Source organism: Cloacibacterium caeni (assembly GCF_907163125.1).
Classification (GTDB): Bacteria; Bacteroidota; Bacteroidia; order Flavobacteriales; family Weeksellaceae; genus Cloacibacterium; species Cloacibacterium caeni_B.
The window spans coordinates 2294377-2320453 of sequence record NZ_OU015319.1 but is presented as its reverse complement, the minus strand read 5'-3'; the positions used below and the strand labels follow the sequence as shown (position 1 = coordinate 2320453).

Below are 26077 nucleotides of genomic sequence, written 5' to 3'. Positions count from 1 at the left end.
AACAATATGTTTCAAAATATAACACCCATCACCAAAAATATTATCATCCTGAATGTGATTGTTTTCATTCTATCTAATACATTTTTACCACAGATGTATTATTTTTTAGTAGCATATTTTCCTCTTGCTCCAGAATTTAAATCTTGGCAAATCGTCACGCATATGTTTATGCACGGAGGAATTATGCATATTGCTTTTAACATGTTAACATTGGCGAGTTTTGGTCCGCTTTTGGAAAGGTTTTTAGGTGAGAAGAAATACATTCTGCTTTATTTTCTTTCTGGATTAGGAGCATATGCGTTAAATAGTCTTTGGATTTATTATGAAATGATAGCAGAGGAGCAATTTATAAATGTTGCAATGTTAGGAGCTTCAGGCGCAATATTTGGAGTTGTTGCTGCTTTTACTGCTCTTTATCCTAATGCAGAAATGATGATAATGTTTATTCCATTTCCAATAAAAGCAAAAATTCTATTGCCTATTGTAATTGTAGGTTCTATTTATTTAGGAATTAATAATGTTGGAGGAGTTGCCCATTTTGCACATATTGGTGGCGCTTTAGTTGGATATATTTTGATAAAAATTTGGGGTAGAAACAGATATAGAATTAATTAATCAGTGGGGATTTTCAGAAGTATTTTTACCGTTGCTCATGTAGTAATTGTGTTGCTTTTAGGAGCAACCATGCTTAATGCTTATATCCCTCCAAAAGTATTTCCTTTTCTCAATTTATTATCATTGGCATTTCCTTTTTTAATGATTGCCAATCTTTTACTCTGTTTTTTCTGGATTTTTTCTTGGCGTAAAAGAGCCTTTGTTTTTCTGCTGATTTCCACATTATTTTTAACACCTGTAAGAAGATGGATTAATTATTCTGAGCCAAAGAGTGAGAAGGCAGATTTTAAAGTGCTTAGCTTTAATAATAAAGTCAATGAATTTGGTAAAGAGCATGTAGAGAATTATATCAATTCCTTCGACGCAGATTTTGTTTTCTTACAAGAGGCGGGTTATTCTAGCTTGGGAAACCCTATTTTAGAACAAATGAAATATTCGTTTCATAATCCTATCATCAGTTTTTATTCAAAATATGAAATTATAGAGAAAGGTTCTATTCCTTTTGTGAGTAATGGAGATGCAATGTATGCAGACGTAATGGTGAAAGGGAAAAGAATACGCTTTGTAAATGTTTATTTAGAGCCATTTCAGTTGCATAAATCTATGGTAAAACCTACAAGCGATTTAGACGAAAACGGAGCAAAAGCCAAAAGTCTAGTACGTAGATTTATGCCAGTTTTCAAAAAACACGAAGAGCAAGTACAAATTTTGAAAAATTTTATAGAGAAATCTCCTTATCCTGTTATTTTGGCTGGTGATTTTAACTCAGTTCCTAATTCGTATGAGTATTACACTATTTCAGAAGTTTTGAAAGACTGTTTTTTAGAATCTGGAACTGGCCTTGCTACAAGTTTTCATGACTATAAAATTCCTATCAGAATAGATTATGTATTTTCTTCGGATAATTTGAAATCAACTGAGTACAAAGTAGACCGAAGTCAAAAACTGTCAGACCATTACCCCGTTTTAGTGAAATTTAGTTTAAAGGATTAAAAAAATGAAGAAAATAGCCTTTTTATTAACCAGTTTTATGTTACTTTCTTGTTGGAAAAACAACAAAGAAGAAGAGCAATTTTATGCAGAAGATAATGCTCCTATTGATACCACTTTGGTAGATTCTGTAGTGGGACAAACTTCTTTTTCGACAATTAATTCTGCTATTGAAGATGCTAAAAAAGCGCCTGTTTTAAAACAAGATACCACTAAAAGTCCCGAACAGAAATTGGCAGAGGAAAAGAAAAAAATAGAACAAAAAAAGAAATCAGAGCTAGAGAAAAAATTGGCTGAACAAAACGCTGCTAAAAATGCAGAAAAAGAAAAAGCTCAACAAGAAAAGAAAGTAGATGAATTAGTTACTCCAGAATAAGAATAGTAATTCTCTAAAATTTTAAGTTCTTTAAAAAAAACAAAAAGTCTCAATTTCATGAGACTTTTTTTGATGTGATGTGAAAATTAATCCTAAAATTTATTTTAGATATATGATTTTGTTGAAGGTGTTTTCGCCTTTTTCTACACTGATTACATACGCATCAGCATTTTCTGGGTTTAAATCAAATTGTACAACCAATTCTCCATTATTTGGAGTTAAGGTTTGGTTATAATAAACAGTATTCGTGAAATCTTGAACAGAAACTGTTACTCCATCAGTTAATTTAGGCATAAATAATTTTACATGATTACCTTCGATGGTGTATTCTGGTTTGAAAATTTCAGAAACTGGTGTCTTCTCAATTGTAGCATCAGTTTCGTCAATAGTAATTTTATATTTTTCGATTTTAGAATCAGATTCTGCTACTAAATAATACGTTCCAGCAGGAAAGTTTTTCAAGTCATACGTTCTAGAAACTTCATCGTGTTTTCTAATTTTTTCAGCCAAAAGTTCTCCTTGCTTATCATTGTAAACATATAGTGCTACATTCTTAGCATTCGTCATCTGAAAGCTTAGTTTTTTAGCATTGATGTTGTCAATAGAGATAGAGAAATCTTTGTCATTGGCCATTACATTCGCCGAAATAAATAGAAATCCTATAAGGAAGCTGAATTTTAATAAATTTTTCATAATTATAATTGTTAGTGTGTTAGTCAATTAAGTACACTGCAAATCTAGACTTGAATATTGGGTTATTTTACAAGATAATTTTCTTATATGTGTTCTATTTTAACATTAATGCAAAATTAACATTAACTTAAAGATAAAATAGTATATTTGTAAATCGAAATAGAACAAAATGAAGCAGACAAGTCCTACATATGAAGCAGTTAACCCCAATATTGGAAGTAGTTTTTCTTGTTTCAAATTCCTTCAAAATGAAAATCTAAAATCTAATTTTTGGCACTATCACCCAGAAATAGAATTGGTTTTTGTAGGTGGAGGTTCAGGAAAAAGACAAATTGGTAGCACCATTTCTTATTTTACTAAAGGAGATTTGGTTTTAATAGGTAGTAATTTGCCGCATTGTGGTTTAACCAATGAAAATACCAGAAATGAGTATGAAATTGTAGTTCAGTTTTTGCCAGATTTTTTAGGAGCTCACATCTGGAAAACGCCTGAAATGAAGAAGATTACGAATTTATTAGATGCTTCAAAAGGTGGAATTGTCTTTGGTGAATCTGTTAAAAAATCTTTAGAAAGTAAAATTTTAGAAATGTATGAGGCGACTTCACTGGACAAGTTGATTAAATTTTTAGAAATTTTAAATGTTCTTGCCAATACCGAAGATTTCAAAATTCTAAATGCTGGAAATTTCTATATTCAAACTCAAGTGGAAGATAATGAGAGAATTAACCTCATTTTCAATCACGTGAAAAATAAATTCAAAGAGCAAATTACTTTAGAAGAAGTGGCAAATCTCGCCAATATGACGGAGCCTTCTTTTTGCAGATATTTTAAAAAAATTACCAATAAAACGTTTATACAATTCGTGAATGAATATCGTATCATTCATTCTATGAAGTTGTTGGCGGAGAAACCATTGAGTATTAACGAGATATGTTACGAAAGCGGATTTAATAATTTCAGTTATTTCAATAAAACTTTTAAAGAATATACGCAGAAAAGTCCTTCTCAATATCGAAAAGAGTTTAAAAATATTATTGAATAAAACGTTTAGAAGCAATAAAAAACTCCCGAAAATCATTTTCGGGAGTTTGTATTTTTATGAAATTAAATTTGAAATTATTAAAATTTACATCAGCATTCTTTGAGCTTTTTTCACACCTTCTACTAAAGCATCTACCTCTTCTAAGGTGTTGTACACCGCAAAACTCGCTCTCACCGTTCCTGCAATCTTGAAAAATTCCATAATTGGTTGTGTACAGTGATGCCCCGTTCTTACAGCAATTCCCAGTTTATCCAGAATCATTCCTACATCAGAAGCAATTCCTATTCCTTCTAAATTAAAAGAAACTACACTGGTTCTATTCGCTTTTTCACCGTAAATTTTAAGTCCATCTATTTCTAGAAGTCTTTTTTGAGCATAATTCAGAAGTTCATTTTCATGATTTCTGATATTTTCTACGCCTACCTTTTTCATAAAATCTATGGCTGCTCCTATTGCAATATTTCCGCCAACATTTGGTGTTCCCGCCTCAAATTTAAAGGGAAGTGCAGCATAAGTGGTTTTCTCAAAACTACAAGTAGCAATCATCTCACCACCTCCATGAAAAGGCGCTAATTTTTCTAAAATTTCTTCCTTTCCGTAGAGAATACCAACTCCCATTGGTGCGTACATTTTGTGACCAGAAAATGCAAAAAAGTCGCAGTCTAATTTCTGAACATCAATCTCGAAATGTGGTACAGATTGTGCTCCATCAATCATCATGAGTGCAGAAGAATTTTTTCTCACTTTTGAGATAATCTCTTCAATAGGATTAATGATTCCTAATGCATTAGAAACATGATTTACAGATACAATTTTGGTTTTTTCGGATAAGTTTTTATCTAAAAAATCCAGTTGAAGGATTCCGTTTTCGTCCATCGGAATTACTTTCAATTTTGCTCCCGTTCTTTCGCAAAGCATTTGCCAAGGAACAATATTGGAGTGATGTTCTAAATAACCGATGATGATTTCGTCATCTTTTTTTAAGAAATTAGAATTTCCCAAAGCGTAGGCAACTAAATTGATGCTTTCGGTAGTTCCTCTGGTGAAAATCACCTCATAATCATGCTTTGCATTAATGAAATGTTGTACTTTTTTTCTGGAATTTTCCATTTCTTCCGTTGCCAATTGAGACAAAGTGTGTATTCCTCTGTGTACATTAGCATTGATTTCTTCATAGTATTTTTTCCAAGTTTCAAGTACAGAAACTGGCTTTTGAGAAGAAGCTGCATTGTCTAAATAAACCAATGGTTTACCATTAACTTGCTGCTGAAGAATAGGAAACTGATTGCGTATTTCTTTTATATTAAACATTGTAAATTTTCTTTAAACCGCAAAAGCAACAAATTTTTTATTTTTAAGTTTTTACAAAAGAAGAAAAAGCGAGTTGAATTTCACTTTTTTCACTTTTGAATTGCTTGTTTTCAATATTTTCTTTTGTCTCTTTTGTGGTAAATCATTTAAGTAAAAAATAAAACCACTCTAAAATTTGTTTAGAACGGTTCAAAATTACGGAATAAATTATTAAAAATTCTAATAATTTCTTCTATTGCTTTAATTGGCAAACGTTTTCACAGCATTTTCGGCTAAAAACGCAGCTTGTACAGAACGTCCCTTTTCGTCTTTGGCTTCATTGTTAAACTTGCCAGTTCTTACCACTACCATATTTTTTTCAGGAATCACGATAATTAATTGACTGGTAAAACCCCAGAAATGATAATATTTATAAGGAGCGTCATTATTAATCCAAATTCCCAAACCATAGATTCCATTAGAATGTTGAGTTGGAGTAATCATTTTTTGAATGTAGGTAGAATCAATCAGTTGTTTTCCGTTCCAATTTCCTTTTTGAAGCATCAGTTGTCCTAATTTTGCATAATCACGAGGAATAGCATTGATACAGCAGAACGTTTTTTCCATTTTATTGTCTTCATCTATATTCCAGTAAGCGTCTGATTCCATTCCTAGAGGTTTCCAAAGTTTTTGAGAAGCATACGCAGAAAGCGGAATATTTACTGCCTTTCTAATCGCAAATCCCAATAATTGTGTAGCACCAGATTGATATTCGAATCTGCTTCCTGGTTTTGCCTCAAATTGAGGAGATTTCAAAAGTGCTTCTGCCATGTTTTTACCATAATAAATTCTAGGATTTTGTAAAAACGGATTTCTGTAATCTTCATCCCAATAATAACCAGCTTCCATTGCTGCTAAATCTCTTAAGGTTAACTCATTGCCGTATTCTACTTCGTTGAAATTAGGATAAAAATCTGCAAATTTTTGATTTTCTGATTCTATTTTTTGGTCTTCTATTGCCAATCCCATTAATAAAACGGTGATGGTTTTTGCCATAGAAAAAGAATTGGTTTGCGTAGTAGGTTTGTACTCTCCGAAATATTCTTCATGAACTAATTTTCCATCTTTTATCACCAAAAATGAAGCAGAATTGGTAGATTTTAAATTGTCAATGATGTTTTTCGGTAAAGAAGTTGTATTGTATAAAGAATCTTTTTGCCAAGGTTGTGCAACTCCTTTTTCTATATTTCTAGACGGAAAATCTACACCATCATCTATGGTAGCGCTGGTTTCTCCTTTGAGATATGTAAGCGCAATTGCATTAAAAAGATGTTGATAATTAAAAGCATAAGCCAGCGCAATAACTGTTGCTATAAAAAGTAGAATTCCAAATAAGAGGTTCTTAAGCGTTTTCATAAATCATTTTTTTCAAATTTAAAAAATATTTCGAAGCAAAATTATTTCCACCATAAATATGATAAAACTCAGTGATATAAATCATTTTGGGCGTTATAGTGAAAATAATATCTTAGCCATCATAACAAACAAAAAAAATAACAATGAGAAAATTACTATTTTTAGCTGGGTTATTATTTACCGTAAGCTTAAGTGCACAAAACTGGCAAGTTAGATTAAGAGGAGTAGCTGTTCAGCCAAACGAAAAATCTGAAGTAAGCGCAATTGGAGGAGATGTTAATATTTCTAATTCATTTATTCCAGAATTGGATTTCACTTATTTCTTTAACAAAAATGTTGCTGCAGAATTAATCTTAGGAACTACAAAACACGATGTAGTAGATGAAAAATCTGCTCTAGGAGATGTAGACTTAGGAAGTGTTTGGTTATTGCCACCAACACTTACTTTACAGTATCATTTTTATCCAACTAAAACTTTGAAACCTTATGTAGGAGCAGGACTTAATTACACTATTTTTTATGGAGTAAAATCTGGCGCTGTAAAAGACGTGAAATATGACAATGCTTTAGGTTTTGCATTACAAGGAGGTGTAGATTACATGCTTACAGATAAGTACTTCTTAAACTTTGATATTAAAAAACTTTTCTTGAAAACAGATGTAGATGTAGATGCTTCTAATGCGGTTCCGGGTGCTACAAGTGTACCAGCAAAAGTAAACATTGATCCACTTTTAATTGGTTTTGGTGTAGGAATGAAATTCTAATATTTCGCTATAAACTAAATTATGAAAAAATCCCGAAGAATTTAGACTGCACCCAAAAGTTTAGACAAAATTAAACAATATTTTCAAAGGAAAGAGTTCGGTACTGTACCGGACTCTTTCCTTTGAGATTGAGTCTTATTCTATCATTGTTGTAATAGTGAATGTACTTCACTATTTCCATCTTAAGTTCCTGAATGGAACCAAACTTTCTGGCATAAAACATTTCTGATTTTATCGTTCCAAAAAAGTTTTCTATCACCGCATTGTCCAAACAGTTTCCTTTTCGGGACATACTTTGAATAATACCTTTTTCTTTTAACAAGTTTTGGTAATGTTTCATTTGATATTGCCAACCTTGATCAGAATGTAGAATGATGTTTTGTGTAGATTTTACTTTTCTGAATGATTTCTTTAGCATTCTGATGATTTGGCTAAACACAGGTCTTTCAGATAAGTCAAAACTGACAATTTCACCATTAAATAAATCGATGATTGGAGATAGGTAAAGTTTATTACCCGATACATTAAACTCTGTAACATCGGTTGCCCATTTCTGATTAGGAGTGTCCGATTTGAAATTCCTCTGTAGAACATTGGGCGCAATTTTCCCTTGCTCTCCCTTGTAAGATTTATATTTCTTCACTCGGATAATACTCTTTAAACCTAATATTTTCATAAGTCGTAAAACAGTTTTGTGATTAATCAAAATTCCTTTTTCTTTCAAAAGCAAAGTAATTCTTCTATAGCCCAACCTTCCTTTATGACGATGATAAATCTGCTTAATCATTTCTTTTATTTCCGCATATTTATCTTTCATTTGAAAGCGTTTTTGATAGTAATAAAAACTGCTTCTTGCCATCGATGTACAATGCAGCAGTACTGCTAAATCAAAGTCCTGCCTTAACTCTTCGATGGCTTTGGATTTTTCCTTTCCTGAATTAAGGCGTCTAACTTTTTTAAAATGGCGTTCTCGGCTTCTAAATAATAAATCCTCTCCAACAGTTCTTCCTCCCTTGTTAAGGGCTTGCCTGTTTTCTTTTTTTTTCGCTTGTAATTACTCATGGTTTTAGGTCTTCCTCTGGGTCTGTTTTCTAAACCTAAAATACCATTTTTTTTGTAATTTCGCTGCCAACTAAGAATACTGGACTCCGCAGGAATATTAAACCTTCTCGACGCTTCTTTTAAACTTAAATTCTCTTTCTCAATTACTGATAAAATCTTTAATTTAAAATCTTTTGTGTAATGCGTATTGGAAAGCCGAACAAGTCCTGAAACTCCATAAAGTTCATAAAATTTTATCCATTTACGAACCAAGGAACCACAAACTCCAATGCGTTTTCCTAAATCGTCTGTTCCAATATCCCCTTTGTGATATCTCTTTATAGCTTTTAATTTAAAGTCTAATGAATATTTACTTTTCCCCATAAAAAATGCCCCTAAAAAGTGTCTAACTTTTTGGGGGCAGTCCAATTTTCTTCGGGATTTTGTTTTAATATTTCTTGAAAGAATTAAATCTTAGAAAGTAAAGTTCTGAAATTTACTTTTTCATCAATAATTCTTCTTAAATCTTCTACTTTCACACGCTCTTGTTTCATGGTGTCTCTTTCTCTTAAAGTTACCGTTCCATCTGTTAAAGAATCGTGGTCAACGGTAATACAGAAAGGTGTTCCGATAGCATCTTGTCTTCTGTAACGTTTACCGATGCTGTCTTTTTCTTCAGAAATTACGTTGAAATCATATTTCAAATCATTGAAGATTTTTTCTGCAAATTCTGGCAATCCATCTTTTTTCACCAAAGGCAAAATAGCTGCTTTTACAGGTGCTAAAGCTGGCGGAAGTGATAAAACCGTTCTCTCTGAACCGTCTTCTAAAACTTCATCTTTCAAGCAATTTGAGAATAAAGCCAAAAACATTCTGTCAAGACCAATAGAAGTTTCTACTACATAAGGAACGTAGTTTTCATTTCTTTCTGGGTCGAAATATTGTAATTTTCTGCCAGAGAATTTTTCATGTGCAGATAAATCGAAATCAGTTCTAGAGTGAATTCCTTCTAATTCTTTGAAACCAAATGGGAATTTAAATTCGATATCAGCAGCAGCATTCGCGTAGTGCGCCAGTTTTTCGTGATCGTGGAATTTATAATTTTCTTGTCCTAGACCAAGTGCAAGATGCCAATTCAGACGTTTTTGTTTCCATTCTTCGTAGAATTTCAATTCAGTTCCTGGTGGAACGAAAAATTGCATTTCCATTTGTTCAAATTCTCTCATTCTGAAGATAAATTGTCTTGCAACAATCTCATTTCTAAATGCTTTACCAATCTGTGCAATCCCGAAAGGTAATTTATGACGAGAAGTTTTCTGTACATTCAAGAAATTTACAAAAATTCCTTGTGCGGTTTCTGGTCTCAAATATAAATCCATCGCATTTTCCGCAGAAGCTCCTAATTTAGTTCCGAACATTAGGTTGAATTGTCTTACATCCGTCCAGTTTTTAGAACCCGTGTCAGGATCAGCAATTTCTAATTCTTCAATGAGTGCTTTTACATCTGCTAAATCATTGTTTTCCAGAGATTTTGCCATTCTTGCAAGAATGGTTTTTTGTTTTTCTCTGTATTCTAAAACTCTAGGATTGGTAGCCTCAAACTGTGCTTTATCAAAAGCATCACCAAATCTTTTTGCCGCTTTTTCAATTTCTTTTTGCGCTTTATCTTCTAGTTTTGCACAGTAATCTTCAATTAAAACATCTGCACGAAAACGCTTTTTAGAATCTTTATTGTCAATCAATGGGTCGTTAAAAGCATCCACGTGTCCAGAAGCCTTCCAAGTAGTTGGGTGCATCAGGATTGCAGAATCCAATCCTACAATATTCTCGTTCAGTTGCACCATTGCTTTCCACCAATATTGTTTGATGTTATTTTTCAGTTCTACACCATTTTGTGCATAATCATATACTGCCGAAAGTCCGTCATAAATTTCAGAACTCGGGAAAATAAAACCATATTCTTTTGCGTGAGAAACTACCTTCTTGAAAACGTCTTCTTGTTTTGCCATAACTTTTGAATTGAATTGCAAAAATAGGGAATTTATAGCAATTTTCTACATTTTTAAGGAGCAAGACATTTCGTAAATTTATAGAAACTCAGTCCTGCTTTCCGTTGCAATTCCTCGTTCCATTACTTAACCCAACGCTTACTGCGGGATTTCCACTGCAATCAGGGCTATAGACACTTTTCAATTATTCTTTCACTGAAAAATCTGCATTAAAAATTAACATCCACTTTGTCATTGTCTTCATCGAATCTTCGATTTCCGCAGGAATCTCTACAAATAATTACAGAAAATTTTGAGTTTATATTCCTACGGAAAGACAAAAAAAACCGTTAAAATTTGCGCACTTTGCGAAACACTTAACGACATTGCGTGAAAAAAACTTTAAAATATTTCTTCCACTAAAATCTGCATCATCTGCAAAATCAGCGAGAACTTTCTTCATCATAAACTTTCAAAAACCTTCGCGTACTTAGCGAAATACTTAGCGACTTTGCGTGAAAACAAAATACAAACACAACTCTTAAAATCAGCGTTCTATACAAAAGAAAAAAAACACTAAATTTGTAAAACCTTTTTTCAAAAATGTACAAATCATTTCTTCGTCCGATTTTTTTCAAATTTGATCCTGAAAAAGTCCATCATTTTACCTTTTTTATCCTTAAAAACTTAGGTTTTTTAACCAAATTATTTTTCCCAAAACCCATTGAAGACAAACGTCTCGAACGAGAATTATTCGGCTTGAAATTCAAAAATCCAGTAGGTTTAGCTGCTGGTTTTGACAAAAATGCAGTGCTGTTTAATGAATTAGCAGATTTAGGATTCGGATTTGTAGAAATAGGAACCGTAACACCAAAAGCACAATCTGGTAATCCGAAAAAACGTCTTTTCAGATTGATAGAAGACGGCGGGATTATCAATAGAATGGGCTTTAATAATGAAGGTTTAGCAAAAATTGTAGAGAATCTTAAAAAATCACCTCATAAAGTAATCATCGGTGGAAATATTGGTAAAAACACAAACACTTTACCCGAAAATTACACCGCAGATTATGTAGAATGTTTCCGAGGTTTGCACGATTTTGTAGATTATTTTGTTCTGAATGTGAGTTGCCCAAATGTTTCCAGTCACGCCAAATTGGAAGACGCAGAATATTTAAAGGAACTGATTACAGAAATTCAGAAAGTGAATGCTGAATATGCTCATCCAAAGCCTGTTCTTCTGAAAATAGCTCCAGATCTCAATAAAATTCAACTCGATGAAATCGTAGAATTGGTTGCCCAAACCAAAATTGATGGAATTATTGCCACCAACACTTCGGTTTCAAGAGAAAACCTTAAAGCCTCTAAAGAAACTTTGGAAAATATTGGAAACGGCGGACTTTCAGGGAAACCTATTCGTGAAAAAAGTACAGAAGTTATCAGATATCTTTCCAAAAAATCCAACAAATCTTTCCCAATCATCGGAGTTGGCGGAATTCACAGTGCAGAAGATGCCATCGAAAAATTAGAAGCAGGAGCTAGTTTGGTGCAGATTTACACAGGATTTATTTACGAAGGTCCAGGATTGATGAATGAAATTAATAAACGAATTTTAGAGGGATCATAAAAAAAACAGAGTCTTTAGCTCTGTTTTTTTAATTTAAAAATAATAACTTAAGGCAATTCCATTTCCTGTAGTTTGAAATTTAAAATAGGGATTAAAAGCGGTTTTTTGACCATTTTCTATATCCACTGCTTTTCTCAATTTTGATTTTACACTGAGTGAGAAAGGAAGTGATAGTAAAGCGACCCCAGCTCCTACACCGAAAACACTCCAACCAGCATTTTTATAAGAATCTTGGTCTATGTTTGGGTCATTGCTTCCCGAAATTCCCATGATAAAGCCAAATCCCATTAAAAATCCACCCGTGAATCCCAGAACATTTCCTATAGATTTATTTGCTCTAGCATTTGCTAAAATGCTTTTCGCGTCTTCATTTTTAAAAATAATGTTGTAATGTTTTAAACCATAAGCTTGATTGTCATAAATAAAGAAATTTCCATTTTCAGAAAGTGAAATTTTAGAAGGTTGATTCGTAGAAGTGTTTTCTTGCGAAAAAATAAATTGAAAAAGGACTAAAGTAATTACTGTAAATAGTTTTCTCATGAATAATAGTTTTGATTGCTCTAATTTAGCAAGTCTAAATCAACTGCGCAATACTATAAATCAATAAACCCACCAATCCACCAACCAAAGTCCCGTTAATTCTAATAAATTGTAAGTCTTTCCCAACTTCTAATTCCAGCTTTTCGGAGAGTTCTTTTCCTTGCCAGTTTCCTACGGTATCTGCAATTAAATCCCCAAATTTATTGGTGTTTCGCAAGATGTATTTATAAGCAGTAACTCTTACCCAATGGTCAATTTTATGCTGTAGTTTTTCGTCTGTTCTTAGGCTTTCCGAAAATTCCGTAATATTTTTGTGAAGGTAATTTTTGAGCGAAGTATGTTCTTGGGTCAATTCTTCCGTCAATGTTTTTTTCAAAGAAACCCAAATATCATGAGAATATTGATGAATTTTTTCTGGTTGTAGAAAATCATCTTTTATTGCATTGAGTTCTTGTTCGTATTGAGGATTGATTTTGATTTCAGAAGAAAAATCGAATAATTTTTGAGTGATTTCTTTTCTCAAAGCGTGGTTTGGGTCTTGCTCTACTTCCTCAAAATATTTAGAAAGTCCAGAAGTGATTTTCTCTGCGATTTTATCATCTACAAAACTCGGAATAAGGGTGAAACTCTCTTTTTTCACTCGTTGTCTCACCATTTCGTGGTGTTCTAGAATATAGTTTTTGATTTGCGCAGAAAGGCTGGTAATGAGTTTTTGATGGTCATTTTTCTTGAGAAGATATTCCATTCCATTTCCTAAAATTTGGTTGATTTTAACATCTCCTGTCATTTCTTTTGCTTTTTTGCTGATGAAATTTACCACAGCGTCATCTTCTAATTTTTGAAGAATATCTAGCACAATTTCTGATAAATTTTTAACCAAAATATTCGAATTTTTCTCTTTTTGAAGCCATTCTCCAATGAAATGAGAAACCTTCAAATTCTGTATGTAAGGTCTAATATTTTGCGGCGAAAGAAAATTAGTAACCACGAAATTTCCCAGATTATCCCCGATTCTTTCTTTGGATTGTTCAATTAAATTGGTGTGCGGAATTTTTAATCCAAGTGGATGGTGAAAAAGTGCTGTCACGGCAAACCAATCTGCCAAAGCTCCCACCATTGCTGCTTCAGAAAAGGCTTTTACATAACCTATCCAATGTCCGAAATTTTGATACTTCTGAAGATAAGTCATCGTCAAAAAAATACAAGTCATCAAAACAAAAAGTCCTGTTGCGAGCATTTTATGATTTCTGAGTTGGCGTTTTTTTATTTCTTCATTCATCTCAATAATGATTATCGAAATTTTTTATAAAGATACGAATCCTAAAAATTGTTTTCTTTCTATTTTTACCAAACTTTATTATAAAATTAAAATAACAACAAACCAAGAGTTTAATTTAATGAACTTAATTTCTTAATTAAAATTTAATGGTAAAATTTTAACATTAAGAATACGTTAAGGTATCAAGGAAATTTAGTTTTCCGAAAATCAAGGATTTTCATATGAATAAAATTTTAAAAATATTATTTTGCTTGTTATTTCTGCAAAGTTGTTCACAAATACAAAAACCAAAATCTATGGAAAATACTTCATCAAAAAACAACCCATATTATTCTAGAACAGATAAAACGAAACTGAATGTTTCTAATGCAGAATGGAAGAAAATTCTTCCTACAGATTTATATTATGTAGCGAGAGAAGCAGATACAGAACGTCCTTTTACAGGAAAATACAATGATTTCGATGAAATAGGAGAATATTATTGTGCAGTTTGCGGAAATCATTTATTCAGAAGTTCTTCTAAGTTTGCGTCAACTTGTGGCTGGCCAAGTTTCTTCGAAGCAGATAAAGAAGGCGTTTCTTACAAGAGAGATTCTTCTCACGGAATGGAAAGAATAGAAGTGTTGTGCAAGCGTTGTGATTCGCATCTTGGTCATGTTTTTAATGACGGTCCAGAACCTACAGGAATGCGCTATTGTATGAATTCGGTGAGTCTAGATTTTCAGAGAGATTCTGAGAAAAAATAGAATTTCTATAATTCCAGTTTCTTTATATTATGTTAAATAGAGTTAAATAAAAGTTAATTAATTTTAATTTAATTTGTTGGTTTATAGTGTTTTGTATTTTTGCCCGACTAAAAATACCAAAACCAAAATCGATGAAGAAATTACTATTATTACTCACGGCAATTTTGATGATTGCCATGTCATTTTATAAAAAAACAAACGCAGAAGCTCATTCAAAAAAATCCTTATCAACTAAAATTGAAAATAATTCTGTTAAAGCAACAGAACTTAGCGAAGCTGAAACTTTATACCATGCTATAGAATTCAATAACTCTAATAAACTCGAATTAAATGTTTTTGAAAAAGCAATTTTAGGTTTCAATAATTTAAAAAAAGCTGGGAAAATAGATGAAGACAGTCATCTTTTAACTGTTTGTGATTTTTCACTTTCGTCTACTCAAAAAAGACTTTGGGTAATCGATTTAAATGATAAAAAAATATTGTTTAATTCTCTGGTAGCCCACGGAAAAAACACAGGTGAAGAATTTGCCAGAAAATTTTCGAATACAGAAAGTTCTCTTCAAAGTAGCCTTGGTTTTTACGTTACAGAATCTACTTATAACGGAAGTAATGGTTTTTCACTAAAGCTTCACGGAATGGATAAAGGTTTTAATGACAGAGCTTTACAACGAGCAATAGTGATGCATGGAGCAGATTACGTGAGCGAAGATTTTATAAAATCTCAGCGTAGAATTGGTAGAAGTTGGGGTTGTCCAGCTGTTCCCACAGCGCTAGCAAAACCAATTATCAATACGATTAAAGATAAAAACGTAATATTTATTTATTATCCAGACGAAAAGTATCTTTCATCTTCAGTGTGGCTAAATGCTTAGTAATTGATATAAAAGAAAAAGGATTTCAAAATTTTGAAATCCTTTTTTATTTGTTTAAAAATTAACATCAAATCCTACATAAAAATTGGCAGGCATGATGGGCGCATAAACCATTCCTCCGTCAAAATAATTTCCGAAAGGATTTTGTGCGTCTACAATCGGATTTTTTTGTCGAGTTCCAGTCAGGTTTTCCCCACCGAAATACGCTCTGATATTTTTATTGAAATTGTGAGCAATTTGAGCGTTCCAAGTCATATAAGAATCAGAAAATTCTGGCAATTGTAAATTTTGAGGGTTAGAAGCAGTATTCGGAATTCTCTGTTTTCCTACGTATTGAACGGTTGTATCAAAGGTCCAAAAAGCATTTTTTCCTTCTTTTTTAGTGCTATAAGCTGCATTGAAAAAACCTCTGTTTTTCGCCATGAAAGGAATTTGTTTTCTTCCGCTAGCAAAATCTGCCTGTACATCATAGTACTTGTACGCTACTCTGAAATCTAGATTTTTGACCACGCTAAAGTCTAATTGTGTTTGCAGTGAATTGGCAAATGATTTGCCGTCTAAATTATAGAAAACGATTTTCTGTGGATTTTCTAAATCTACTAAAACTTGATTTTGGAAATCTGTTCTGAAGAAATCTGTAATCCAGCTTGCTTTTTTGCCAAAAAGTTTGAAATCTTGTTGCAAACTTGCTCCATAATTCCAAGCGATTTCTGGTTTTAGACCGTATGTTTTCCCTCCGTTTTGTAAAATTTCTACACTTCTGTTTGATGCAAAAAACTGTTGGTTTTCTGCAAAAATATTTGCTGTTCTAAAGCCTTTTCCAGCAGAAAGTCTCAAAATGGTTTTTGGCGAAAAGTCATATTTGAAATTAATTCTCGGCGTGAATTGAGTTCCTGCTAAATTGTGAAAATCTACACGCGAACCCGCAACCAAAGTATATTTAAGTCCCGTTAAAGTATATTCAAAAAACAATCCAGGAACGGTTTCTGTTCTTTGGAAATTTTGAGCTAAATAATCTTCGTTATAGTCATCATATAAAAAACTAGCTCCAGTTTTATATTTATGGTTGGTATTTCCAAAAATAGATTCAAAAATCAAGTTAGAATAATAGGTTTTCTGTTCTCCGAAATAATTTCTAAGACCAAAAAAGCTATTTTGTTTATGATAAGTAAATTGGTTCATCAAACCGATGCTTTGGTAAGGTTTTCCTTTGAAAATGTAACCTGTTTTGTTCCAAACCTGAAAACGATTGATGTCAATATTTACTCCATATTTATTCTGAGAAATTTGCGGAAGTTTGTCATCAAAACCAACTTGTCCTGCAATTCTTTTGTCTACCAAATACTGAATCCCAAAATGTGAACCAAAGCCAGAGTTTTCTAAATCATTGTAATCCAATAAATAGGCTGCATTGATTTGGTTTCCTTTTGGTCTGTCAAGGAAAGTATCGTTATTATCATCCATTTCGCCTATAGTTGCGTTTCCGTGCAATAAAATAGATTGTCCCCATTTTTCATTCAATTTAGAAGTAGAAACGATGTTGGCTTCGTATCTTCCGTTAAAATCAGCAAAAAGATTCACAGAATTTTCCGGATTTTTATTGAATTTTACAAATTCTGTATTGATTTGTCCTGTAATGCTTTCGTAACCATTGACTACGGTGCTTCCTCCTTTTGTTAATTGAATCCCTGAAATCCAACGACCAGGAATGAAATTCAAACCATAAGCTGAAGCCAACCCTCTGATTTCTGGTAAAAGTTCTTTGGTTAAAGCGGTATATTTTTGGTCTAAACCGAGCATTTTCAACTGTTTGGTTCCTGTAACAGCGTTAGAAAAAGAAACGTCTACTGTTGCATTGGTTTCGAAACTTTCAGAAAGATTACAACACGCTGCTTTCAATAATTCTTTTGAATTAATATTGAAAACCAAACCCGCTTCTTTTTTATTGAGTGCAGTTGCTTCTTGATATTTGGTAAGTTTTACACCTTCTATGGTTTTCTCTTTTTCGATGTGTTGAGAATGATCTTCAGAATGATCTTCGGAATGACTTTCGGATGATTCTGTATGTTCAGAGTTTTTAGCAGCGATACCTTCTTCGAAACTCGCGGCTCTATCATAATGACAGCATTCTGGTAAAGCGGTGTAAGTATCTTCGTCTGTTTTGTATTTTTCGTTGTCGTGGCCTACATCTGCAATGTTTTTCAGAAGTTTATCCAAAGAAGTTTTAGAAATATCAAATTCCACTTCTAAAGTTTGGGTTTCTGCGGTCCAAGTTGCGGTTTTAGCACCAGATTTTAGCGCTGTTTTTTCTATTCTGTCTTTGCACATTCCACATTCGCCTTTTACTAAAGCTTTTTCTTTGGTAATTTGTGAAAAGGTAATTTGGAATAAGAATAAAAGGAGTAAAGTCAGAAGGCTTTTCTGTATGTTTTTCATTTTTAATAAGTTAAATAAATTTTGTTGAAATAAATTTTCAGGATAAGCCACAATTATGGCTGTACAAATTTTATTAACCTATTTTAGGCGGTTGCCAAATAGCAATAGAAAGTTGAGATAAATAAGGTGCTAAGTAGAAATTTTCAACTTTATTAGAAATTGCGTGAGAAGAAATTTCGCTTAGAGATTTGTCCGTTTCTTCACCAATGAAAACAACACTTAATGAGCAAGAAGTACATTTTGCACAATTGCTATTACAAGATTGTGATTTTTTGGAAGTATCGTGACAAGGGCTAGATTTTTTAGAAGCACTACAGCAATCTTTCTCGGATTTTTCTGTAGTACAACAAGCGGTTTCTGTGTTTTGGGCAAAAAGCATTTGATTCGGAACGATGAACATTCCCAATGCGAAAATCATTACAATTATTTTTAAATGCTTTGCCATTTATGGAGCAAAATTATAAAAAAAAACTTTGCCAAAATACATTTGTTGAGTTTTTGACAAAGTTTAACGTTTTGGGATTAATTCTTTTCCAGTGGATTATTGTTGGCTTTCGCTTCTTCTTTCAGCCTTTCTTCCATCATTTTTCTTCTCTCGGCTTCATTTTGTGGGTTTTGGTTTCCTCCCATTCTCATTGCAAATCCGCCACCTTGATTTTGAAAGAATGACATCGGGTCTTTGTTGAATTTTTCTTGTTGTTTTAAGAATTCGCTTCTTTTCACTTTAATATTATTGCCAAATCTGCTTTCGAAATTAGGAAGTTCAGCAATTTTTTTGGTTTCTTTCAAGTCAAAAGAATAATCTCCTTTTTCGTCTTCCACTTTTACGATTAATCCTGGCAATCCAGAAAATTTATAAGGGCCATCTATAAAAGGAAGATCTTGAGTAAACCAAGCAAACCATTTTCTACCTGCAAAAGTAGTTTCTGCTTTTTGAGTTTCATATTCACCGATTTTTACAGTTTCTGGTAAAATTTTCCAGTTAAAAGTTCTGTCTTCATCGTACCAATATTGGTCTCTTGCGATTCTGTCTTTATAAGAAATGGTTTTGGTAGCGTGATTTTTTTCTATGGAATAAGTGATTGCGGTTCTGAATTGCTCCATAGAATTTCTGTCAAAATTGAAATTTCTGTTTTCCATCGCTTGTCGAATGGTAGAATCTCTTTTCATTCTTTTTTCGCCGTAGAAAATAGATTTTTCTGTAGAGATGTCTAAGTAAGCATTTTCTATTTTAGGAGCTGCAGTAGAATCTGTTTTCATAGAAACCTGATACACAAAACGTGTATTTTGTGAAAAACTGAATGCTGAAATGAGTCCTAAAAATAAAATTCCTATTTTTTTCATGTATAAATTTTCTTTTTGATGATTAAATTTCTCCAAAGTTAAAATTTATCTATGAAATACATAGACAAATATTTCGCCACAAATTTGATATTGATTTGAAATGTAGTATTTTTGCAATCTAAAATCATTCTAAATAAAAATAATGATTAAAGTATCAGATTTAGCAAAAGAAAAAGCATCTCAATTGATGAAAGAAGAAGGCTTCAACCCAGAAACCGACTATATTAGAGTTGGCGTAAAGAGTGGAGGTTGTTCTGGATTAGAGTATGTTTTGAAATTCGACAATGAAAAAACAGAAGCTGACCAAGTTTTTGAAGACAATGGGGTAAAGATTGTGGTAGATAAAAAATCATTCTTATATCTTGTTGGGACCACTTTAGAATATTCTGGTGGTCTGAATGGAAAGGGTTTCGTTTTTAATAATCCAAATGCTGCAAGAACTTGTGGTTGTGGAGAAAGTTTTAGTTTATAAGTATGGCAAAATATACAGAAGATGATTTGAGGGAAGACCTCAAAACCAAAGAATACGAAGCTGGTTTTTATACAGATATTGAATATGAAGATTTTCCCGTTGGTTTAAACGAGGAAATAGTTCGTATGATTTCTGCGAAAAAAGAAGAACCAGAATGGATGACTAATTGGCGTCTAGAATCTTTCAGAATTTGGCAAAAAATGGAAGAGCCAGATTGGGCAAATATTAAATATGAAAAACCTGATTTTCAGGCGATTAAATATTACGCTGCTCCGAAAGTAAAACCAGAATTGGCAAGCTTAGATGAGGTAGATCCAGAATTGCTGAAAACTTTCGAAAAGTTAGGAATCAATATCGAAGAACAAAAGCGTTTAGCTGGAGTTGCAGTAGATATTGTGATGGATTCGGTTTCTGTGAAAACCACTTTCCAAGCGACTTTGAAAGAAAAAGGAATTATTTTCTGCTCTATTTCTGAAGCGATTAAGGAATATCCTGAATTGGTTCAAAAATATATAGGAAAAGTTGTTCCAAGAGGCGATAATTTTTATGCAGCTTTAAACTCTGCTGTATTTTCAGACGGAAGTTTCTGCTATATTCCAAAAGGTGTAAAATGTCCGATGGAACTTTCAACTTATTTCCGTATTAATCAAGCAGGAACTGGTCAGTTTGAGAGAACTTTGGTGATTGCCGATGAAGGAAGTTACGTGTCTTATTTGGAAGGTTGTACTGCTCCTGCAAGAGATGAAAACCAATTGCACGCTGCTGTGGTAGAATTAATTGCGATGGACAATGCAGAAATTAAATATTCTACCGTACAAAACTGGTTTCCAGGAGATGAAAACGGAAAAGGTGGAGTGTATAACTTTGTGACCAAAAGAGGTTTATGCGAAAAGAATGCTAAAATTTCTTGGACTCAAGTAGAAACAGGTTCTGCGGTAACATGGAAATATCCTTCTTGTATTTTGAAAGGAGATAATTCTGTGGGCGAATTTTATTCGATTGCAGTAACCAATAATCACCAGTATGCAGATACAGGAACCAAGATGATTCACATTGGTAAAAACACGAAATCTACGATTATTTCTAAAGGAATTTCGGCAGGGAAATCGAATAATTCTTATCGTGGTTTGGTTAAGGTAATGCCTTCTGCAAAAGGAGCGAGAAACTTTTCACAATGTGATTCCCTTTTGATGGGAAATGAATGTGGAGCGCACACTTTTCCATACATCGAAATAAAAGATCCAACTGCTCAATTAGAACACGAAGCTACAACTTCTAAAATTGGTGAAGACCAAATTTTCTACTGTAACCAAAGAGGAATTGATACAGAAAAGGCAATTGCTCTAATTGTAAATGGTTTCAGTAAAGAAGTTCTAAATAAATTGCCAATGGAATTTGCGATTGAAGCACAGAAATTATTAGAAATTTCATTAGAAGGTTCTGTAGGATAATTTTTAAATAAGAAAATATACAAAATGTTAAAAATAAATAACTTACACGCCAAAATTGAAGACGGCGTAGAAATTCTGAAAGGAATTAATTTAGAAATAAAACCAGGCGAGGTTCACGCGATTATGGGACCAAATGGTGCTGGTAAATCTACTCTTTCTTCTGTAATTGCAGGAAAAGAAGATTACGAAGTTACTGATGGAGAAATTCTTTTCGAAGGAGAAAACATTATAGAAGATGCTCCTGAAGAAAGAGCGCACAAAGGAATTTTCCTTTCTTTCCAATATCCTGTGGAAATTCCGGGAGTTACGGTGACTAATTTCATCAAAGCTGCGCTTAATGAAACCAGAAAAGCAAATGGTTTAGAGGATATGCCTGCTAAAGAAATGTTGGCCTTAGTTCGTGAAAAATCAGAATTATTAGGAATCAAAAAAGACTTCCTTTCTCGTTCGTTGAATGAAGGTTTCTCTGGTGGCGAAAAGAAAAGAAATGAAATTTTCCAAATGATGATGCTTAATCCTAAATTGGCTATTCTTGATGAAACAGATTCAGGTTTGGATATTGACGCGTTGAGAATCGTAGCTGATGGTGTAAATGCTTTCAAAAATGAAGGAAATGCAGTGCTATTAATTACGCACTACCAAAGATTATTAAACTACATTCAGCCAGATTTTGTACATGTTTTAGCAGACGGAAAAATCATTAAAACAGGTGATAAATCTCTCGCGTTAGAACTCGAAGAAAAAGGATACGATTGGCTCGTAAAATAATGAAAATTGTAAATTAAAATGAGTTTATTCGAACAAATAGAACTTCAAAAATCTTCACTTTCTGGGAGCAAACTTCAAGCTTTAGAACAATTCTTGAGCAAAGGTTTTCCAACCAAAAAAGATGAAGAATATAAATATACCCATCTGAAGGAAATTGTAGAAAAAGATTACAATTTTTCTGCTTCAGAGCACCATTCTATCAGCAAAAAACAATTGGATGAACTTCACCTTGGCGAAGAACATTTTGATTTTATTGTTTTTGTGAATGGAAAATTACACAGAGAATTATCGAATATTTCTGTAGAAAATGCTGAGTTTTTAACCTTGAATTATGCACTTTCTCACGAATCTTATTCAGAAATTATTAAAAATCACTTCAATACGATTGCTAATCAAGATTTAGCTTTTTGTAATCTTAATGAAGCACTTCATGAAAATGGTTTCTTCCTTCACGTTCCGAAAAATGTGGTGATAGAAAAGCCAATTCATGTGTTCTATCTTTCTCAAAATCAGGAAGAAAACACTTTTTATAACACCAGAAATTTATTGGTAGTAGAAGAAGGTGCGAAAGTAGAAGTGATAGAATCTCATCATAATTTTGATGAAACTTATGTGTTTACCAACTCTGTAACCGAAATTTTTTCAGGTAAAAACGCAAAAGCAGATTGGCACAAATTGCAAAATGATTCTGATACTTCTTATTTGGTAGACCACACTTTTGCGAAGCAAGAAAGAGATTCTTTAGCAACCGTAAATACATTTTCTTTCGGTGGAAAATTGGTGAGAAACAATCTAGATTTCATTCATAACGGAGAAAACATTAACTCGTTTATGAACGGAATTACCATTATTGGTGGGGAACAACTAGTTGACCATCACACAGCGGTTCATCACAACCAACCGAATTGTGAATCTTATCAGAATTACAAAGGTGTTTTCAAGGATAAAGCTCATGGCGTTTTTAACGGAAAAGTTTTTGTAGATAAAATTGCTCAAAAGACCAATGCTTATCAACAAAACAATAATATTTTGTTAGACGAAGGAGCTACGATTGATACAAAACCTCAGTTAGAAATTTTCGCAGATGATGTAAAATGTTCTCACGGTTGTACGGTTGGTCAGCTGAATGAAGATGCTTTATTTTATCTAAGAGCAAGAGGAATTTCTAAAAAAGAAGCTCAAGCATTGTTATTGTATGCTTTTGCGAATGACGCGATGCAAAATATTGATATTGAGCCTTTAAAGTTGAAAATTTCTAAACTTTTAGCTGAAAAATTAGAAGTAGAAATTGCTTTTGAAGATTTAGATTAAAATTCATATTTTCGTTAAGAAATGAATTTAGAACAAGTTAATTTACATCTTAATGCTTATAAAGAAAGCGACCAAATTTTAGATGCAGCCAAGTATCTGATTAGAAATTTCGACTTAGAACATGAGAATTTTGCAGGTTTTGGGTTCAGAGATGAACTGAAAAATGATGGGCTTTTATTAACTGCAGAAGGAGAAATAGGAGATAAACAAGTAGTGAAAATTCCTAGAAATTTGTTTGATTTTGATATCAAATTGGTTTTGAATATGGTGGCTCACGAAATGCTTCATGTTCGTCAAAAAGACCCAAATTCTCTAGTGGAAGATAAAAATGAAAGAGAATTTCAAGCGTATTATGAAATGCTTTTTCATAAAGTTTTTCCACAAATTCCTGAGCTTTCGCCTTTTTACATTAAACAATTTGGTGGTAAAGCTTTAGAATATTACAAAAGAATGGGAGAAGGTTCTGAATTGCAGCAGAAATATGCCGAACAGAAAAAAGAAGTGGAAGATTTAATAGCTTCTCAACCATAAAAACCAAAAAAAACTAAAAACAACCAAAATGATAAAAAATATTCCGATAGAAAAAGTGCTTTTTCTGGATATAGAAACCGTTCCGCAAGTAAGTAATTTTGCTGAACTTTCTGAAACCGAACAAAAACTTTGGGACAAAAAAACTGCAAGACAAAGAGAAGAAGAAATTTCTGCCGCAGATTTTTACGGAGATAGAGCAGGAATAATGGCAGAATTTGGAAAAATTATCTGCATTTCTATTGGGATTTATGATAAAAATAATAAAATTCTCATCAGAAGTTTTGCAGGAGACGATGAAGAAGAATTATTAAAAGAATTTGGAGAAATTTTCAACCGCCCGAAATTGCAAAACGTGATTTTGTGTGCTCACAACGGAAAAGAATTTGATTTTCCTTGGATTGCTAGAAGATTTCTCATCAATGGAATGCAACCGCCAATTCCGTTCCAGATGTTTGGAAAAAAACCTTGGGAAATCCCGCATCTTGATACGATGGAATTGTGGAAATTTGGTGATTGGAAAAGCTTTATTTCTTTGGAATTAATGGCGCATATTTTTGGCGTTCCTACTCCCAAAGATGATATAGATGGTTCTATGGTTTCGTCTATTTATTATATAGAAAAAGACTTGCCGAGAATTGTAAAATACTGCGAAAAAGATGTCTTAACTTTGGCAAATATCTTTCGCAAAATGAGACAAGAAGATTTATTAGAAAGACGTGAAGATTAATTGATTTAAGATTTGATACATAAAATTCTAAAAATATCAAATCTCGAATATCAAATCTCAAATGATTAAAAATATGAAATTTACAGACGAACAAATTGCAACAATAGGAGAAAACATCATCAAAGCCTTAAAAACGGTTTTTGACCCAGAAATTCCCGTAGATATTTACGAATTGGGATTGGTTTATGACGTGCAAATTTCTGAAGATGGAGATGTAAAAGTAGTGATGACTTTAACCACACCGAATTGTCCTGTTGCAGAATCTTTACCACAAGAAGTGAAAGAGAAAGTAGCAGCTGTAGAAAACGTAAAATCTGTAGATTTAGAGCTTACTTTTGAACCAAGTTGGAACAAAGATATGATGAGTGAAGAAGCAAAATTTGAATTGGGAATTTTATTTTAAACCGTCATTGCGAGGAATAAAGTGAGGAAGCAATCCGTTGAAAAAATATAGAAAACGCTGAAAAATTTCAGCGTTTTTTATTTATAAAATTTGGAAGATTTGGAAGATTTTGAAATCTATGGATTTCTTTTGCGCCTTAAAAACATAAAGCTTTAAAAATTTTCTTTGCGCCATTGCGTTAAAAACTAAACTTCTCTCGCAATTTCCTTACCTTCTCTTCGGCTCCATTCGCTCCAAGAACCAACATATAAATTAGGAATTGGGAAACCAGCATAATCTAAAGCCAAAATGGTATGACAAGCTGTAACTCCAGAACCACAGTGAATGATTAGTTTTTTTGTCATGCTGAGCGGAGTCGAAGCATCTGATAATAAGTTGTGATATTTTTCTTTGAGTGTTTCGGGTGATAGAAACGATCCATTTTCATCTAAATTTTCAGAAAAAGGAATGTTAATCGCACCAGGAATATGTCCTGCTACTAAATCTATTGGTTCACTTTCTCCACGGTATCTGTAAGCATCTCGTACATCTATGACGATCGCAGAATTTTCTGAAATTTCTTTTTCTACCTCTTCCAAAGTTGAGGTTGGCCAACTCCAGTTTTCTTTCAAGATAAAAGAAGTTTTTTCAAAAATTTCTTCCCCAGATTTTAAAGGAATTCCTGCTTTTTCTGCCGTTTGAAATCCACCACTCAAAACCTGAACTTTTTCAACTCCAAAAGATTTTAACATCCACCAACATCTTGCAGCGGCATTTGCACCGTTAGAAGTGTCATACACCACAATATGTGAATCTTCAGAAATTCCTAAATTTTGCAGAGTCTCTGCAAATTTTGAAATCTTTGGCAAAGGATGTCTTCCTCCGAAAGCTGCATTTTCGCCAATTTCTGCTAAATCTTTGTCAAGGTCTATAAATCTAGCGCCTTTGATGTGATTTTGTAGATAATTTTCACGAGCTTCTTTTCCCGTTCTCGCATCAAGAATTACTAAGTTTTCTTGATGGAAAATTTCTGAAAGTTCGGTTGCGGTGATGATGGGTTTCATTGTGTATATTTTTTTTAAACGCAAAGATTTTTATTTATTTCTTTAAATTTTAAGTCGTTTCACTCAGCAAAGGCATTAAAATGCTTCGCAAAGCGAAGTGTTTATCAGTGCAATCTGTGAGCAGTTAAATTTAAAGACAATTTTTCTTAATTGAAAATTTCTTGAAGTTCGGTTGCGGTGATGATGGGTTTCATTGAAAGAATATTATATATGAAATTAAGAAAATGTGTATTAATAGCAGTAAACTTGGAATTAATATTGACAGTTTTTTATTGCCTCTTTTTTTGAAGAAATTATAGGTTGATATTATTAC

At 32.8% G+C, this 26077-nt stretch carries 26 protein-coding genes; 15 read left to right on the top strand and 11 right to left on the bottom strand.

The genetic code is table 11. The features are described from left to right. The first annotated feature begins 6 nt into the window (after nucleotides 1-6). The 3 genes from KKQ79_RS10785 to KKQ79_RS10775 are packed head-to-tail and all read left to right on the top strand — an operon-like array spanning nucleotide 7 to nucleotide 1981. Complete coding sequence (locus tag KKQ79_RS10785) at nucleotides 7-615, top strand: rhomboid family intramembrane serine protease (protein WP_213190144.1); 609 nt, start codon at nucleotides 7-9, stop codon at nucleotides 613-615. Between the two features lie 3 nt (nucleotides 616-618). Then, nucleotides 619-1608: an endonuclease/exonuclease/phosphatase family protein gene (locus tag KKQ79_RS10780; protein WP_250131233.1), complete on the top strand. Its 990-nt coding sequence runs from the start codon at nucleotides 619-621 to the stop codon at nucleotides 1606-1608. Between the two features lie 4 nt (nucleotides 1609-1612). Next, complete coding sequence (locus tag KKQ79_RS10775) at nucleotides 1613-1981, top strand: hypothetical protein (protein WP_213190143.1); 369 nt, start codon at nucleotides 1613-1615, stop codon at nucleotides 1979-1981. Between the two features lie 99 nt (nucleotides 1982-2080). On the opposite strand, the gene KKQ79_RS10770 is transcribed toward KKQ79_RS10775, so the two are convergent. Next, entirely contained in the window at nucleotides 2081-2674 is a 594-nt protein-coding gene (locus tag KKQ79_RS10770) for a DUF3244 domain-containing protein (protein ID WP_213190142.1), read from the bottom strand. A 169-nt stretch (nucleotides 2675-2843) separates the two neighbouring features. Here KKQ79_RS10770 and KKQ79_RS10765 point away from each other — a divergent pair, with 169 nt between their 5' ends. After that, on the top strand, nucleotides 2844-3716 hold the full coding sequence (locus KKQ79_RS10765; protein WP_213190141.1) for an AraC family transcriptional regulator: 873 nt from the start codon (nucleotides 2844-2846) through the stop codon (nucleotides 3714-3716). Between the two features lie 84 nt (nucleotides 3717-3800). On the opposite strand, the gene KKQ79_RS10760 is transcribed toward KKQ79_RS10765, so the two are convergent. Together KKQ79_RS10760 and KKQ79_RS10755 are read right to left on the bottom strand one after the other, a co-directional pair. Continuing rightward, nucleotides 3801-5027, bottom strand: a complete 1227-nt coding sequence (locus tag KKQ79_RS10760) for an aminotransferase class V-fold PLP-dependent enzyme (protein ID WP_213190140.1) — start codon at nucleotides 5025-5027, stop codon at nucleotides 3801-3803. A 240-nt stretch (nucleotides 5028-5267) separates the two neighbouring features. After that, nucleotides 5268-6422 carry a serine hydrolase domain-containing protein gene (locus tag KKQ79_RS10755; protein WP_213190139.1) on the bottom strand — a complete coding sequence of 385 codons (1155 nt, stop codon included), beginning with the start codon at nucleotides 6420-6422 and terminating at the stop codon, nucleotides 5268-5270. A gap of 143 nt (nucleotides 6423-6565) precedes the next feature. On the opposite strand from KKQ79_RS10755, the gene KKQ79_RS10750 reads away from it, so the two are divergent. Beyond that, nucleotides 6566-7186, top strand: coding sequence for an OmpW/AlkL family protein (locus KKQ79_RS10750; protein WP_213190138.1), 621 nt, complete (start codon nucleotides 6566-6568; stop codon nucleotides 7184-7186). Nucleotides 7187-7256: 70 nt separating this feature from the next. Here the strand turns inward: KKQ79_RS10750 and KKQ79_RS10745 are convergent. Together KKQ79_RS10745 and KKQ79_RS10740 are read right to left on the bottom strand one after the other, a co-directional pair. Continuing rightward, nucleotides 7257-8611 (bottom strand): IS3 family transposase gene (locus tag KKQ79_RS10745; protein ID WP_213190727.1). Its coding sequence is split into 2 segments (ribosomal slippage): nucleotides 7257-8137 and nucleotides 8137-8611, totalling 1356 coding nucleotides; the frame shifts between segments, so codons are not numbered across the junction. A gap of 83 nt (nucleotides 8612-8694) precedes the next feature. Further along, complete coding sequence (locus KKQ79_RS10740) at nucleotides 8695-10236, bottom strand: glycine--tRNA ligase (RefSeq protein ID WP_213190137.1); 1542 nt, start codon at nucleotides 10234-10236, stop codon at nucleotides 8695-8697. Between the two features lie 582 nt (nucleotides 10237-10818). On the opposite strand from KKQ79_RS10740, the gene KKQ79_RS10735 reads away from it, so the two are divergent. After that, a complete protein-coding gene (locus KKQ79_RS10735; protein WP_213190136.1) occupies nucleotides 10819-11841 on the top strand; it encodes a quinone-dependent dihydroorotate dehydrogenase in 1023 nt (340 codons plus the stop codon). Between the two features lie 33 nt (nucleotides 11842-11874). Here KKQ79_RS10735 and KKQ79_RS10730 read toward each other — a convergent pair whose 3' ends face one another. Together KKQ79_RS10730 and KKQ79_RS10725 are read right to left on the bottom strand one after the other, a co-directional pair. Beyond that, complete coding sequence (locus tag KKQ79_RS10730) at nucleotides 11875-12381, bottom strand: hypothetical protein (protein ID WP_213190135.1); 507 nt, start codon at nucleotides 12379-12381, stop codon at nucleotides 11875-11877. A gap of 34 nt (nucleotides 12382-12415) precedes the next feature. After that, nucleotides 12416-13660, bottom strand: a complete 1245-nt coding sequence (locus KKQ79_RS10725) for a DUF445 domain-containing protein (RefSeq protein WP_213190134.1) — start codon at nucleotides 13658-13660, stop codon at nucleotides 12416-12418. A gap of 296 nt (nucleotides 13661-13956) precedes the next feature. Here KKQ79_RS10725 and msrB point away from each other — a divergent pair, with 296 nt between their 5' ends. Then, entirely contained in the window at nucleotides 13957-14406 is a 450-nt protein-coding gene (gene msrB, locus KKQ79_RS10720; RefSeq protein WP_430982097.1) for a peptide-methionine (R)-S-oxide reductase MsrB, read from the top strand. 131 nt (nucleotides 14407-14537) lie between these two features. Then, a complete protein-coding gene (locus KKQ79_RS10715) occupies nucleotides 14538-15278 on the top strand; it encodes a murein L,D-transpeptidase catalytic domain family protein (RefSeq protein ID WP_213190132.1) in 741 nt (246 codons plus the stop codon). 54 nt (nucleotides 15279-15332) lie between these two features. Here KKQ79_RS10715 and KKQ79_RS10710 read toward each other — a convergent pair whose 3' ends face one another. The 3 genes from KKQ79_RS10710 to KKQ79_RS10700 form a co-directional block, all read right to left on the bottom strand. Then, entirely contained in the window at nucleotides 15333-17714 is a 2382-nt protein-coding gene (locus KKQ79_RS10710) for a TonB-dependent receptor domain-containing protein (protein ID WP_213190131.1), read from the bottom strand. 73 nt (nucleotides 17715-17787) lie between these two features. Further along, nucleotides 17788-18159: a hypothetical protein gene (locus KKQ79_RS10705; RefSeq protein ID WP_213190130.1), complete on the bottom strand. Its 372-nt coding sequence runs from the start codon at nucleotides 18157-18159 to the stop codon at nucleotides 17788-17790. A gap of 77 nt (nucleotides 18160-18236) precedes the next feature. Continuing rightward, entirely contained in the window at nucleotides 18237-19058 is an 822-nt protein-coding gene (locus tag KKQ79_RS10700) for a GLPGLI family protein (protein WP_213190129.1), read from the bottom strand. 142 nt (nucleotides 19059-19200) lie between these two features. Here KKQ79_RS10700 and KKQ79_RS10695 point away from each other — a divergent pair, with 142 nt between their 5' ends. The 7 genes from KKQ79_RS10695 (at nucleotide 19201) to KKQ79_RS10665 (ending at nucleotide 24721) form a co-directional block, all read left to right on the top strand. After that, nucleotides 19201-19530, top strand: a complete 330-nt coding sequence (locus KKQ79_RS10695) for a HesB/IscA family protein (protein ID WP_104793113.1) — start codon at nucleotides 19201-19203, stop codon at nucleotides 19528-19530. A 2-nt stretch (nucleotides 19531-19532) separates the two neighbouring features. Then, the gene (sufB, locus tag KKQ79_RS10690; RefSeq protein ID WP_213190128.1) at nucleotides 19533-20981 is read left to right on the top strand and encodes a Fe-S cluster assembly protein SufB; all 1449 of its coding nucleotides are present in this window, start codon (nucleotides 19533-19535) and stop codon (nucleotides 20979-20981) included. 24 nt (nucleotides 20982-21005) lie between these two features. Continuing rightward, nucleotides 21006-21749, top strand: coding sequence for a Fe-S cluster assembly ATPase SufC (gene sufC / locus KKQ79_RS10685; RefSeq protein ID WP_104793115.1), 744 nt, complete (start codon nucleotides 21006-21008; stop codon nucleotides 21747-21749). Nucleotides 21750-21767: 18 nt separating this feature from the next. Further along, nucleotides 21768-23060 (top strand): Fe-S cluster assembly protein SufD, encoded by a 1293-nt coding sequence (gene sufD / locus KKQ79_RS10680; RefSeq protein ID WP_213190127.1) that lies wholly within the window; start codon nucleotides 21768-21770, stop codon nucleotides 23058-23060. A 21-nt stretch (nucleotides 23061-23081) separates the two neighbouring features. Further along, the gene (locus tag KKQ79_RS10675; protein ID WP_213190126.1) at nucleotides 23082-23591 is read left to right on the top strand and encodes a hypothetical protein; all 510 of its coding nucleotides are present in this window, start codon (nucleotides 23082-23084) and stop codon (nucleotides 23589-23591) included. Between the two features lie 28 nt (nucleotides 23592-23619). Further along, nucleotides 23620-24318 carry a 3'-5' exonuclease gene (locus tag KKQ79_RS10670; protein ID WP_213190125.1) on the top strand — a complete coding sequence of 233 codons (699 nt, stop codon included), beginning with the start codon at nucleotides 23620-23622 and terminating at the stop codon, nucleotides 24316-24318. 73 nt (nucleotides 24319-24391) lie between these two features. Next, nucleotides 24392-24721: an SUF system Fe-S cluster assembly protein gene (locus tag KKQ79_RS10665; protein WP_213190124.1), complete on the top strand. Its 330-nt coding sequence runs from the start codon at nucleotides 24392-24394 to the stop codon at nucleotides 24719-24721. A 185-nt stretch (nucleotides 24722-24906) separates the two neighbouring features. Here the strand turns inward: KKQ79_RS10665 and KKQ79_RS10660 are convergent, their stop codons facing one another. After that, the gene (locus KKQ79_RS10660; protein ID WP_213190123.1) at nucleotides 24907-25764 is read right to left on the bottom strand and encodes a sulfurtransferase; all 858 of its coding nucleotides are present in this window, start codon (nucleotides 25762-25764) and stop codon (nucleotides 24907-24909) included. Nucleotides 25765-26077 lie beyond the last annotated feature (313 nt).

Bases quoted from the DNA above. Each gene is read 5' to 3' on its own strand.
- KKQ79_RS10785 (WP_213190144.1), top strand. From the start codon at position 7: ATGTTTCAAAATATAACACCCATCACCAAAAATATTATCATCCTGAAT.
- KKQ79_RS10775 (WP_213190143.1), top strand. From the start codon at position 1,613: ATGAAGAAAATAGCCTTTTTATTAACCAGTTTTATGTTACTTTCTTGT.
- KKQ79_RS10770 (WP_213190142.1), bottom strand. From the start codon at position 2,674: ATGAAAAATTTATTAAAATTCAGCTTCCTTATAGGATTTCTATTTATT.
- KKQ79_RS10765 (WP_213190141.1), top strand. From the start codon at position 2,844: ATGAAGCAGACAAGTCCTACATATGAAGCAGTTAACCCCAATATTGGA.
- KKQ79_RS10760 (WP_213190140.1), bottom strand. From the start codon at position 5,027: ATGTTTAATATAAAAGAAATACGCAATCAGTTTCCTATTCTTCAGCAG.
- KKQ79_RS10755 (WP_213190139.1), bottom strand. From the start codon at position 6,422: ATGAAAACGCTTAAGAACCTCTTATTTGGAATTCTACTTTTTATAGCA.
- KKQ79_RS10750 (WP_213190138.1), top strand. From the start codon at position 6,566: ATGAGAAAATTACTATTTTTAGCTGGGTTATTATTTACCGTAAGCTTA.
- KKQ79_RS10740 (WP_213190137.1), bottom strand. From the start codon at position 10,236: ATGGCAAAACAAGAAGACGTTTTCAAGAAGGTAGTTTCTCACGCAAAA.
- KKQ79_RS10735 (WP_213190136.1), top strand. From the start codon at position 10,819: ATGTACAAATCATTTCTTCGTCCGATTTTTTTCAAATTTGATCCTGAA.
- KKQ79_RS10730 (WP_213190135.1), bottom strand. From the start codon at position 12,381: ATGAGAAAACTATTTACAGTAATTACTTTAGTCCTTTTTCAATTTATT.
- KKQ79_RS10725 (WP_213190134.1), bottom strand. From the start codon at position 13,660: ATGAATGAAGAAATAAAAAAACGCCAACTCAGAAATCATAAAATGCTC.
- msrB (WP_430982097.1), top strand. From the start codon at position 13,957: ATGGAAAATACTTCATCAAAAAACAACCCATATTATTCTAGAACAGAT.
- KKQ79_RS10715 (WP_213190132.1), top strand. From the start codon at position 14,538: ATGAAGAAATTACTATTATTACTCACGGCAATTTTGATGATTGCCATG.
- KKQ79_RS10710 (WP_213190131.1), bottom strand. From the start codon at position 17,714: ATGAAAAACATACAGAAAAGCCTTCTGACTTTACTCCTTTTATTCTTA.
- KKQ79_RS10705 (WP_213190130.1), bottom strand. From the start codon at position 18,159: ATGGCAAAGCATTTAAAAATAATTGTAATGATTTTCGCATTGGGAATG.
- KKQ79_RS10700 (WP_213190129.1), bottom strand. From the start codon at position 19,058: ATGAAAAAAATAGGAATTTTATTTTTAGGACTCATTTCAGCATTCAGT.
- KKQ79_RS10695 (WP_104793113.1), top strand. From the start codon at position 19,201: ATGATTAAAGTATCAGATTTAGCAAAAGAAAAAGCATCTCAATTGATG.
- sufB (WP_213190128.1), top strand. From the start codon at position 19,533: ATGGCAAAATATACAGAAGATGATTTGAGGGAAGACCTCAAAACCAAA.
- sufC (WP_104793115.1), top strand. From the start codon at position 21,006: ATGTTAAAAATAAATAACTTACACGCCAAAATTGAAGACGGCGTAGAA.
- sufD (WP_213190127.1), top strand. From the start codon at position 21,768: ATGAGTTTATTCGAACAAATAGAACTTCAAAAATCTTCACTTTCTGGG.
- KKQ79_RS10675 (WP_213190126.1), top strand. From the start codon at position 23,082: ATGAATTTAGAACAAGTTAATTTACATCTTAATGCTTATAAAGAAAGC.
- KKQ79_RS10670 (WP_213190125.1), top strand. From the start codon at position 23,620: ATGATAAAAAATATTCCGATAGAAAAAGTGCTTTTTCTGGATATAGAA.
- KKQ79_RS10665 (WP_213190124.1), top strand. From the start codon at position 24,392: ATGAAATTTACAGACGAACAAATTGCAACAATAGGAGAAAACATCATC.
- KKQ79_RS10660 (WP_213190123.1), bottom strand. From the start codon at position 25,764: ATGAAACCCATCATCACCGCAACCGAACTTTCAGAAATTTTCCATCAA.